We start from the raw sequence: 10,884 nt of genomic DNA, 5'->3' as shown, positions 1-10,884 counted from the left end.
CGAACCTGGATGCAGCAACCCGGACAGTCACGGAATCCTCCACCAGCTCCGGTGGGGACAGCATTCTGGGTGAGGGCAGCACCAACGGCGAGCTTGTCTCGGATCTGAACGCCGGTCTCGGTGTGAACCTGGACGCTGAAGCGAACCTGGATGCAGCACCCGGGACAGTCACGGAATCCTCCACCAGCTCCGGTGGGGACAGCATTCTGGATGAGGGCGGCACCAACGGCGAGCTCGTCTCGGATCTGAACGCCGGTCTCGGTGTGAACCTGGACGCTGAAGCGAACCTGGATGCAGCAACCCGGACAGTCACGGAATCCTCCACCAGCTCCGGTGGGGACAGCATTCTGTAGCCGTACCAGTTTTCAATGATTAGTCGGGCCGGTGCGCTGCTCTACAGAGCAGCGTCCCGGCCCGAACCTGCCGCGTGACCCCCGCAGGACCTAAGGCTCTGGACAGCAGTTTCGCCATGGGCAAACATGGCAAGGGAACGGTGCTCCGCAAAGTTGAGCGTAGTACACTCAACTTAGGAAAACTGCCCCCGAAAGGAGCTCTCTTTGGACGTCAAATTCACCACCAAGAGCCAGGAGGCTCTTTCGGCCGCGGCCATGAACGCCTCCACCGCCGGAAACCCCCAGGTTGAACCGGCCCACCTGCTCAAGGCGCTGATGGACCAGCGCGAAGGCGTCGCCGTCGCGCTTCTCCGCGCGACGGGAGCGGACCCGGATGCCGTCAGCGTCCAGGCCAGCAGCGCCATCAAGGCCCTGCCCGCAACTTCCGGCGGATCCACCCAACAGGCTCAGCTCTCGCGGCCCGCCCTGCAGGCCATCCAAAACGCCAAGGAGGAGGCCGACCGCCTGGGCGACACCTTCGTCTCCACCGAAGTGCTGCTGCTCGGCCTCTCCTCCGGAAGCGACGCCGTCGGGCGTTTAATGCGCGACGCCGGCGCCTCCCACGAAGCGCTGCTCGCCGCCCTGCCGGGTGTCCGCGGCGACCGGAAGGTCACCAGCCCGGACCCGGAGAACACCTTCCAGGCACTGGAAAAGTTCGGCACGGACCTCACGGCCATGGCCCGGGCGGGCAAGCTTGACCCCGTGATCGGCCGCGACTCCGAGATCCGGCGCGTCGTCCAGGTGCTGAGCCGCCGCACCAAGAACAACCCGGTGCTGATCGGCGAACCGGGCGTTGGCAAAACGGCCGTCGTCGAAGGGCTGGCGCAGCGGATGGTGGCCGGCGACGTCCCCGAAAGCCTGCGCGGCAAGACCCTGGTCTCACTGGACCTTGGCTCGATGGTCGCCGGGGCCAAATACCGCGGCGAATTCGAGGAGCGGCTGAAGGCTGTCCTCGAGGAAATCAAGGGTTCCGAGGGCCAGATCGTCACGTTCATCGATGAAATCCACACCGTGGTGGGGGCAGGTGCCACCGGTGATTCGTCCATGGATGCGGGCAACATGCTCAAGCCCATGCTGGCCCGCGGCGAGCTGCGGCTGATCGGCGCCACCACGCTGGATGAGTACCGCGAAAACATCGAGAAGGACGCGGCTCTGGAACGCCGCTTCCAGCAGGTCTATGTTGGCGAGCCCAGCGTGGAGGACACCATCGGCATCCTCCGCGGCTTGAAGGAACGCTACGAGGCGCACCATAAGGTGTCGATCGCGGATTCCGCCCTGGTGGCGGCCGCCACGCTGTCCAACCGCTACATCTCGGGCCGGCAGCTGCCGGACAAGGCCATCGACCTGGTGGATGAAGCCGCGTCCCGGCTGCGCATGGAGATCGACTCCGCCCCGGAGGAGATCGACCAGCTCCAGCGGATGGTGGACCGGCTCACCATGGAGGAGCTGGCCCTGCAGGACGAGAAGGATGAAGCGTCCGTAGAGCGGCTGGCCGCCCTCCGTGCTGACAAGGCCGACAAGGAGGAAGAACTCAACGGGTTGAAGGCCCGCTGGGAGGCAGAGAAAGCCGGGCTCAACCGGGTAGGCGACCTGAAGGCGAAGCTGGATGAGCTGCGGTCCGCCGCGGACAGGGCCCAGCGCGAAGGCGACCTCGAAACGGCATCGCGGGTCCTCTACGGCGAAATTCCCGCCCTTGAACGTGAGCTCAACGCGGCCGCCGAAGCCGAGGCCGCCGTCTCGGACAAGTCCGGGCAAATGGTGGCCGAGGAAGTCACGGCCGACGACATCGCCGAGGTCATCTCCGCCTGGACCGGGATTCCGGCCGGCCGCATGCTGCAGGGCGAGAGCCAGAAGCTGCTCCACATGGAGGAGGAGCTGGGCAAGCGGCTCATCGGCCAGGCCAAGGCGGTCGCCGCGGTCTCGGATGCGGTCCGGCGCGCCCGTGCCGGGATCAGCGACCCCAACCGGCCCACCGGTTCGTTCCTGTTCCTGGGCCCCACGGGCGTGGGCAAGACCGAGCTGGCCAAGGCGCTGGCGGACTTCCTGTTCGACGACGAACGCGCCATGGTGCGCATCGACATGTCCGAGTACGGCGAGAAGCACTCCGTGGCCCGGCTGGTCGGAGCGCCTCCCGGGTACGTCGGGTACGAGGAGGGCGGCCAGCTGACCGAAGCCGTCCGCCGTCGTCCGTACTCCGTGGTGCTGCTCGACGAAGTGGAGAAGGCCCACCCGGAGGTCTTCGACATCCTCCTGCAGGTGCTCGACGACGGCCGGCTCACCGACGGCCAGGGCCGCACCGTCGATTTCCGCAACGTGATCCTGGTGCTCACGTCCAACCTGGGCAGCCAGTTCCTGGTGGATCAGTCGCTGGATCCGGAGGCCAAGCGGAACGCCGTCATGGCCACCGTGAACGCGTCCTTCAAGCCGGAGTTCCTGAACCGGCTGGATGAAGTGGTGCTGTTCGACGCGCTCACCGTCGAAGAGCTGGCGCACATCGTGGAGCTGCACGTGGCCGAGCTGGGCCGCCGCCTCCACGAACGCCGCCTGACGCTGGAGGTCACGGACGGCGCCCGGGCCTGGCTGGCGCTCACCGGCTTCGACCCCGCCTACGGTGCCCGGCCGCTGCGCCGCCTGGTGCAGCGCGAAATCGGCGACCGGCTGGCCCAGGCCCTCCTGGCCGGCGAGATCGCGGACGGTGACACGGTGCTGGTGGATACAGCGCCCGACGTCGGCGAGCTCACCACGGGTGCAGACGCTGCGGCTGGCGCCCGGGCGGGGGAGTCGACGGCGCGCGGCCTGTCGGTGCGGCGCAAGGGCTAACGCGCCGAGATGGCAGATCACGGCAGTCCGGCGCATCGGAACTGCTGTGATCTGCCATCTCGCGGAAATTAGGGGAGCACGCTCGCTTTGATGACGTTGCCGCCGGGTGCTGTGACATAGCAGTCCACCCGGCGGTCCCCGGACTCCCAACTGGTGCTGCTGGGATAGCTGCGCTCGTAATTCAGGGTGTACTGGTCCGCTGCCGGGCCGAGCTTCGTGGCCTGGCAGGCTTCGAGCGCCTTGGCCCTAAGCGCCTCCGAGCCCGGGTAGGACTCCTTCTCCGGATAGCGGAACACGGCCACCAACTGGGCGGAGTGGCTGGTGCTGCAGGCCACCACCGTGGACTTCAGAGCCTCGGGATCGAAGTCCTTGAAGCAGTCGCCCAGGGTGTAGTCGCCGGGGTTCACCCCCGTCCGGGGGAGGGGCATCTGAGTGGCCGGCGGCGTGGCAACCGTCTCGAGAACGCCGGGGATGTCCTTGGCGGAAGTGCCGTCCGCGTTGGAGTTCAGCCATACGGCCAGCCACACCAGCGAACCGATGACGGCTACCAGGATGACCACGAAGAAAACCTTCCAGAACGTCTGCTGGCCGCTGCCCGGCGCGTGGGGCACTGGCTCCCGGACTGCAGGATCAGGCGTATCGGTTTCCTGGCCCTGCGGCGGCGTCTCGGGCCTGGGCGGGACGTCCTGGTGGTCCACGGGTGCATCCTCCTTCGGCAGATGTTAAGCGACTCTACCGAAGAAAAATCCGCGAATCCTGCCTGCGCGCCCGGAATGGTAACGCAGACCACCGCCGGAGGGCCGTTACCGGCAAGCAGTGCCCGGCGAAAGCATGTAATCTAGGTGTACGACAAATTGACCAAACATTCCGGGGCCTCACCTATCGCCTAGGTGACCACCTCCGGTCCAAGTACAAAAGGGGGTCACGCCATGGGGCGCGGCCGTCAAAAGGCAAAAGCTACCAAGCAGGCTCGGGACATTAAGTACTACTCCCCGAACACTGACTATTCGGCACTTCAGCGTGAGCTGACGGGCCCGGGAAGTCGTGCCACGAGCCGTTTCGCCAATGATCCGGTTGAACCGGACTATTCGGCTTATGTGGACAAGTACGCGGATGATTTGGAAGAAGACGACGACGAGGTAGACACCCGTCGCATCGGCTAGCCGCAGCGGAGTGCCCCGCCAGGGAGCACCGCGGCGCCGCTTCACCAGCACATAGAACTGCACGAACGGATACAGCATGCTGTATCCGTTCGTTGTGCTGTCCCCGGAAAGTGCCGGGACGCAGCGAGAAAACATACCTGCATCTACCCCCCAGTCCCTGCCATGCGCCCAGCCTTGACTTAATGCGTTAGCCGTCACTAACGTATTAAGCATGCTCGACCCCCTCGAAGTTGCCGCTGAGCCTAACCGTAGGCGACTGCTGCAGCTGTTGGCGGGCGGGGAGCGGACGGTGACGGACCTTGCGGGTTCGTTTACCGTCAGCCGTTCCGCCATCTCCCAGCACCTGCTCCTGCTGGAACAGGCTGGCCTGGTCACTGCCCGCAAGGAGGGCCGAAACAGGTTCTACGCCGTCAATCCGGACGGCATGGCCAGGCTCCGCCAGCTTTTCGAACAGTTCTGGACCAGCGAACTGGACCAGCTCGCCGCCGATGCCACCACTTACCGCCGTACCTGACCCCACAAAGGATCCATCATGATTTTCGACAAGACAGTCCTCCTGCCCCTCGGCGTCGACGATGCGTTCGCCCTGGTGACCGAGCCCGCGCGCCTGCGCCGCTGGCAGACCGTTGCCGCCCGCGTTGACCTGAAGGTCGGCGGCGAATACCGCTGGACGATAACACCCGGGCACCACGCGTCGGGCACCTTTACCGAGGTCGAGCCCGGGAAGCGCGTTGTCTTCACTTGGGGCTGGGAGCAGCCCGGCGCGCCGGCGGACAACATGTCCACCGTCTCCGTCACCTTTGAACCGGCCGACGGCGGCACGCAGGTCCGCCTGGTCCACGATGGACTCCCCACGCTGGAGGCAGTCGCGGCCCACGCCGAGGGCTGGAACCACTATCTCGACAGGTTGCTGGCAGAAGCGTCCACCGGTGACGCGGGAGCCGACGAATGGGCGGCAGCGCCGCAGGACCTCACTGAGCTGACCGCCGCGGACGCCACCCTGGCCATCCTGCAGCGGGTCCTCCGCGGCGTCACGCCCGCAGACCTGGACCAGGCCACGCCCTGCAGCGACTTCAACGTGGCCCAGCTGCTCGACCACCTGGCCGCCTCGGTGGGCAATATCGGCAAGGCCCTCGGCGCCACGGTTAAGGACGACGCCGGGAAGTCGCCTGAGGAGCGCATCGCGGACCTCGCGCAGCCCACCCTGGAGGCCTTTGCCCACCGCGGCCTCGAAGGCCCCGTGGACATGGGCTTCGCCCAGCTGCCCGCCACCATGGTGGCGTCCATCCTGAACCTCGAGTTCCTGGTCCACGCCTGGGACTTCTCCCGGGCGCTCGGCCGCGACCTCGCCGTGGCCGACGAACTGACCGACTACGTCGAGGTGCTGGCGCAGCAGACCATCAGCGACCAGGTCCGCGCCGGCGGAAGCTTCGCTGCACCGGCCCCGGTGGGTGAATCGGCGTCGAGCCTTGACCGGCTGGTGGCGTTCACGGGACGCGCCGTCTCCGCCTGACCTTGGGGAACCCTGTAGCCTGACCGCATGACTCTCCCGAAGATCTATGCGCACGGTGAGCCGTGCTGGGCGGACCTGCAGACCCGTGACGTCACCTCAGCCAAGGAGTTCTACGCCGCCGTGTTCGGCTGGACCTACGAGGACCTGCCCACGCCGGACGGCCGCAGCTATGCGCAGGCCTTCGCGGGCAGCAGCCTCGTGGCCGTGATCGCGCCGCAAAACACCGTGCAGGAGGCTGCGGGGACCCGCGCACAGTGGAACATCTATTTTGCTGCGACGGACGCGGCGGCGCTGGTGCGCGATGCGGAATTCGCGGGAGGAAAGGCGGAATTTGGTCCGGAGGCCGTTGCCGAAAGCGGGGTGCTCGCCTTCGTGGCACCTCCCGGCGGCGGCACCACGGGCGTCTGGCAGCCCGGAACCCACACGGGAAGCCAGCTGTTCAACGTCCCCGGCGCGCTGGCATGGGCGGAGCTGTCCACGCCCGAGCCGGCTGCCGCCGTCGGCTTTTTCCAGGAGCTCTTTGGCCATGAGGTCACCGAATATCCGCAGGACGACGGCGGCACTTACAGCACGCTGATGGTCAATGGTGCCGAGGTGGCCGGCGTTGTTCCTGCCGACGAGGGGGCGCAGGCGGGCTGGGACGTGTACTTCGGCGTCGCCAGCCTGGCGGATGCTGTCCGGGCCGCGGTGGCGGCCGGCGGCGAGGTCCTGGTGGAGCCTGAGGGCGGCGCCGGGCACGGCGCGCTGGCAACCATCCGTGATCCGCAGGGCGGAGTCCTCAGCCTCCTGGAGGTCTAAGCCCGCCGCGTCCACACTCTGCTGGACACAGAGAAAGGCTCCCGCCAATGCGGGAGCCTTTCTGTGACGTGCTAGTTGTTGACGATCTTCACAGGCCCGGTTTCCGTCTCGCAGACCGTCACCTCGTTGCCGGACGAGTCCACGGCCTCGCCAAGGACGGCTATCGATCCGATATCTGCGACGTCGCACAGTGAGGCGGCGACTGATGCCGCGACGTTGACGTCAACGGCGTCCTTCACCGTCACGTCACCGACAGTGACATTGACGAGTCCGTCGTTGAGGGTGGTGTTGTCTGCGGCGTGTGAGGGTCCGGCGGCAGCGCCCACCAGGAAGAGGGTTCCGGCTGCTGCAGCGGTGGCTTTCTTCAAAACTGACATTATTTCGCTCCCTTGAGTCCGGCCCGATGCGCCACACATCCGGCCGCCGTGGCGTACCTCGATGGTGGGTGAGCCGCGCAAATATTGCGCGACGCGAATTTCCGGGCGTCTTGTGGATGCTTCTTGTGCCATCCGCGGACCGATATCGAAACGGTCAGCGGGGAAGGCGGTCCGGCTGGGCCAGCGACCTAGCGCTGTATTGGCGCGGGCTTTGAACTTCAAGCTCCGTATGAAACCTCAGTCGGACATCTGTGGTGCACTTCCACGTACAAGCCTAAAGGTAAGCATACTTAGCAGTCAAGGACGGGGTCGAGAATGGCGGTCACCCCTTAACCATCGAGTGCGCCCCACCGGCCCCCTCGCCTCGCAAGCTCGGCCCGGGAACCCTGCCGGCATGGGCCCACGTACTGGTCGTTATGGACCCCCAAAACGACCAGTACGGAGCACTCGATGACTCTTAGGCGTACGCGTTGACCATTCGCACCGCGCCGCCGTCCACGCCCTTGGCGCCCTGGACGTAGTCCGGGCCGGTCTTGATGATCGCGTCCGAATCCGCGGTGACGGTGCCCATGATCCAGGACGGCAGTCCGCGGTCATTAAGGCGGGCCACTGCTGCATCCGCGGCCTCGGGCGACACGATGGCCACCATTCCCACGCCCAGGTTGAGCGTGCGTTCGAGGTCCGCCAGCGGGACGTTGCCCAGCTCGGACACCAGCTTGAAGATGGCGGGCAGTTCCCAGGTGGCGCGGTCCACCGTGGCAACCAGGCCCTGGGGGAGGACGCGCGCCAGGTTGGCTGCGAGTCCGCCGCCGGTGACGTGGCTGAAGCCGTGCACGGCGGCGGGGCCGCTGAGCGGGAAGGTCCGGGCCAGGTCCAGGCAGTCGGCGGCGTAGACGCGGGTGGGCTCGAGCAGTTCCTCGCCCAGGGTGCGGCCCAGCTCGGATACCTGGCGGTCCAGCGCCCAGCCGGCGTGGTTGATGACGCGGCGGACCAGGGAATAGCCATTGGAGTGAAGGCCGGAGGAGGCCATGCCGATGACCACGTCACCGGCGCGGACACGCTCGGGGCCCAGCAGGTTGTCGGCCTCGATGACGCCGGTGGCGGCACCGGCGACGTCGTACTCGTGCTCACCCAGCAGGCCGGGGTGCTCGGCGGTTTCGCCGCCCACCAGGGCCGTTCCGGCGACGGAGCATGCCGCCGCGATGCCGCGGACGATGTCTGCGATCCGCTCCGGGACCACCTTGCCGCAGGCGATGTAGTCCGTCATGAACAGCGGCTCGGCGCCCACCACCACGATGTCGTCCACCACCATGCCCACCAGGTCGAAGCCGATGGTGTCGTGGATGTCCATGGCCTGCGCGATGGCAACCTTGGTGCCCACTCCGTCCGTGGATGTGGCCAGCAGCGGCTTCCTGTAGGTCAGCAGCTTCGAGACGTCGTACAGGCCGGCGAAGCCGCCCACCCCGCCCAGCACCGACGCATTGTGGGTCGCCTTGATGGCGTCCTTCATGAGCTCAACGGCACGGTCACCGGCTTCAACGTCCACACCCGCGGAGGCGTAGGTAATGCCGGGGGTGTCGGGGGTAATGCCAGGGACGGGGGCAGCGGAGGTCATACGGACTCTTTCTTGTCAGCGCCGGTGGCGGCGTGCAGGTCAGGCACGAGGTCTTCGTCGGTCAGCAGGTTTTCGAGTTCGGAGTCCGGTCCCGGATCGCAGCCGGTGGCGCCGGACTTCTCCGCCGGGTCAACGGCGGGGTCGACGTCGGCGGCCGCACCTGCCGTGTTGTCCACCGCCAGGGCGGCGGTTTCACCGGGGAGCGCGGACGGCGACTTCAGGCCGCCCAGATCCGTGCGCTCCAGCAGGTTCTTCCCCAGCTTGTCCGAGCCGGGCAGTTCGATGGGGTACTTGCCGGTAAAGCAGGCGGTGCAGAGGCGTTCGCGGGGCTGCTGGGTGGCACCGATCATGCCGTCTTCGGAGATGTACGCCAGGGAATCGGCGCCGATGGCCTGGGAGATTTCCTCGATGGTGGCACCGTTGGCGATCAGTTCGGCGCGGGAGGCGAAGTCGATCCCGTAGAAGCAGGGCCACTGCACCGGCGGGGAGGAGATCTTCACGTGGACGGCAGCTGCGCCGGCCTCGCGGAGCATCCGGACGATGGCGCGCTGCGTGTTGCCGCGGACGATCGAGTCATCCACCACCACCACTCGCTTGCCCCGAATGACCGACTCAAGGGCGTTGAGCTTCAGCCGGATGCCCAGCTGCCGCAGTGTCTGGGACGGCTGGATGAACGTACGCCCAACGTAGGAGTTCTTGACGAAACCGTGGGCGAAGGGGATGCCGGATTCCTCGGCGTAGCCGACGGCCGCCGGGGTGCCCGACTCCGGGACGGGGATGACGATATCCGCTTCCTGGGTGTTTTCGCGGGCCAGCTGGCGGCCCATCTCCACCCGGGACTCGTACACGGAGCGGCCGGCGATCGCGGCGTCCGGACGCGCAAGGTAAACGTATTCGAATACGCAGCCTGCCGGCGTCGGCTCCGCAAAGCGCTGGGAGCGGACGCCCTGCTCGTCGATGGCGATGAACTCGCCGGGTTCGATCTCGCGGATGAAGCTCGCACCCACGGTGGCCAGTGCCGACTGTTCGGAGGCGACCACCCAGCCGCGCTCCAGCCGGCCGAGGACCAGCGGGCGGATGCCGAAGGTGTCGCGGGCCGCGTAGAGGGTGCCCTCGTCCATGAAGACGAAGCAGAAGCCGCCCCGGATCTTGGGCAGGAGCTCGATGGCGGTCTGTTCGAGGGTCTTGCCCTCCTCGCCCTCCAGCAGCGCCGTGACCAGGGCGGTGTCCGAGGTGTTGCCCTGTTTCATCTCGCCGGTGAGGTTGCCGCCGTTGCGCTCCAGGATCATGGCGTTCAGCTCGGCGGTGTTGGTCAGGTTGCCGTTGTGCGCCAGCGCGACCGTTCCGGTGCTGGTGGCACCGAGCGTGGGTTGGGCGTTGGCCCAGTGGCTGGCGCCGGTGGTCGAGTAACGGCAGTGGCCGACAGCGAGGTGCCCGGTCAGTGTGTTCAGCGTGGTTTCGTCGAAGACCTGGGACACGAGGCCCATGTCTTTGTAGACATTGATCCGCTTGCCGTCGCTGGTGGCTATGCCAGCCGACTCCTGGCCACGGTGCTGCAGCGCATACAGCCCGTAGTAGGTGAGTTTTGCTACTTCTTCACCGGGTGCCCAAACACCGAAGACGCCGCAAGCGTCCTGCGGGCCTTTTTCGCCAGGGAGAAGATCATGGGAAAGTTTTCCATCGCCGCGTGCCACTGGTCGATTATCTCACGACATGGGGTAGGACTTTTCCGGGGCTCCGATTATGACCGCGGGCCGGTTTCCGGTTCATCGCCGAGGGTGTTTTCCTGCTCTTCCTCTGGCACGGACTCGACTATTGCGCGCTGCTGTCTCCGGAGGCTGCGACGGTCCAGGATTAGGGCAAGGACAGCGCCGAGGATGGCGCCGCCGCCGGCGAACATGACCAGAAAGAAGCCGAACACGGCGCCGGGATCAAAGCTGTCGCTGCCGGGAAGAGCGTAGGCCACCACTGCTGCGGCCGCGATGCCCACCACTGCGCCGAGCACAAGGAAGGGAACATACTTAGGGGCGCGCCGGACCGTGACTTCGCGGCGCTCGGCAGGGGAGTGTTCGGGAGACATGCCATCCAGCCTACATTTTCGTGGCGCTGGGTTGCCCGCCGCCGACGTTCGGCGGCGGCCCTAAACTGATATATCTCTTGACAGGGAATGTGGCCGCTGACATATGCTCGCGTAGGCACCATGCGC

11 protein-coding genes are annotated in these 10,884 nt (G+C 66.6%); 6 read left to right on the top strand and 5 right to left on the bottom strand.

Annotated features, from left to right (window positions below):
• Together ACIQCN_RS11330 and clpB are read left to right on the top strand one after the other, a co-directional pair.
• Nucleotides 1-353, top strand: a 353-nt coding sequence (locus ACIQCN_RS11330) for a hypothetical protein (protein ID WP_400611001.1), incomplete at its 5' end; no start/stop codon positions are given.
• A gap of 204 nt (nt 354-557) precedes the next feature.
• Complete coding sequence (clpB, locus tag ACIQCN_RS11325; RefSeq protein WP_400610999.1) at nt 558-3,212, top strand: ATP-dependent chaperone ClpB; 2,655 nt, start codon at nt 558-560, stop codon at nt 3,210-3,212.
• Between the two features lie 68 nt (nt 3,213-3,280).
• Here the strand turns inward: clpB and ACIQCN_RS11320 are convergent, their stop codons facing one another.
• The gene (locus tag ACIQCN_RS11320) at nt 3,281-3,910 is read right to left on the bottom strand and encodes a septum formation family protein (RefSeq protein WP_400605225.1); all 630 of its coding nucleotides are present in this window, start codon (nt 3,908-3,910) and stop codon (nt 3,281-3,283) included.
• 231 nt (nt 3,911-4,141) lie between these two features.
• Between ACIQCN_RS11320 and ACIQCN_RS11315 the strand changes: the two genes are divergently transcribed.
• The 4 genes from ACIQCN_RS11315 to ACIQCN_RS11300 all read left to right on the top strand — a co-directional run bounded on the left by ACIQCN_RS11315 (nt 4,142) and on the right by ACIQCN_RS11300 (nt 6,686).
• On the top strand, nt 4,142-4,375 hold the full coding sequence (locus tag ACIQCN_RS11315; RefSeq protein ID WP_377214178.1) for a DUF3073 domain-containing protein: 234 nt from the start codon (nt 4,142-4,144) through the stop codon (nt 4,373-4,375).
• A 211-nt stretch (nt 4,376-4,586) separates the two neighbouring features.
• Nucleotides 4,587-4,889 carry an ArsR/SmtB family transcription factor gene (locus tag ACIQCN_RS11310; RefSeq protein ID WP_400610997.1) on the top strand — a complete coding sequence of 101 codons (303 nt, stop codon included), beginning with the start codon at nt 4,587-4,589 and terminating at the stop codon, nt 4,887-4,889.
• Between the two features lie 18 nt (nt 4,890-4,907).
• Nucleotides 4,908-5,888 (top strand): TIGR03086 family metal-binding protein, encoded by a 981-nt coding sequence (locus ACIQCN_RS11305; protein ID WP_400610996.1) that lies wholly within the window; start codon nt 4,908-4,910, stop codon nt 5,886-5,888.
• A gap of 27 nt (nt 5,889-5,915) precedes the next feature.
• The gene (locus tag ACIQCN_RS11300) at nt 5,916-6,686 is read left to right on the top strand and encodes a VOC family protein (protein WP_400610994.1); all 771 of its coding nucleotides are present in this window, start codon (nt 5,916-5,918) and stop codon (nt 6,684-6,686) included.
• Nucleotides 6,687-6,757: 71 nt separating this feature from the next.
• Here ACIQCN_RS11300 and ACIQCN_RS11295 read toward each other — a convergent pair whose 3' ends face one another.
• The 4 genes from ACIQCN_RS11295 to ACIQCN_RS11280 all read right to left on the bottom strand — a co-directional run bounded on the left by ACIQCN_RS11295 (nt 6,758) and on the right by ACIQCN_RS11280 (nt 10,758).
• Entirely contained in the window at nt 6,758-7,063 is a 306-nt protein-coding gene (locus tag ACIQCN_RS11295) for a hypothetical protein (RefSeq protein WP_400610992.1), read from the bottom strand.
• Nucleotides 7,064-7,520: 457 nt separating this feature from the next.
• Entirely contained in the window at nt 7,521-8,678 is a 1,158-nt protein-coding gene (gene purM / locus ACIQCN_RS11290; protein ID WP_400610990.1) for a phosphoribosylformylglycinamidine cyclo-ligase, read from the bottom strand.
• Nucleotides 8,675-10,372, bottom strand: a complete 1,698-nt coding sequence (gene purF / locus ACIQCN_RS11285) for an amidophosphoribosyltransferase (RefSeq protein ID WP_400605216.1) — start codon at nt 10,370-10,372, stop codon at nt 8,675-8,677. Before purF ends, purM begins: the two co-directional genes overlap by 4 nt.
• 47 nt (nt 10,373-10,419) lie before the next feature.
• On the bottom strand, nt 10,420-10,758 hold the full coding sequence (locus tag ACIQCN_RS11280; RefSeq protein WP_400605214.1) for a hypothetical protein: 339 nt from the start codon (nt 10,756-10,758) through the stop codon (nt 10,420-10,422).
• Nucleotides 10,759-10,884 lie beyond the last annotated feature (126 nt).

It is taken from the genome of Pseudarthrobacter sp. NPDC092424, assembly GCF_044754925.1.
Lineage (GTDB): Bacteria > Actinomycetota > Actinomycetes > Actinomycetales > Micrococcaceae > Arthrobacter.
Note: the sequence above shows the minus strand (reverse complement) of the source record. Positions and strands in the feature narration are given on the sequence as shown.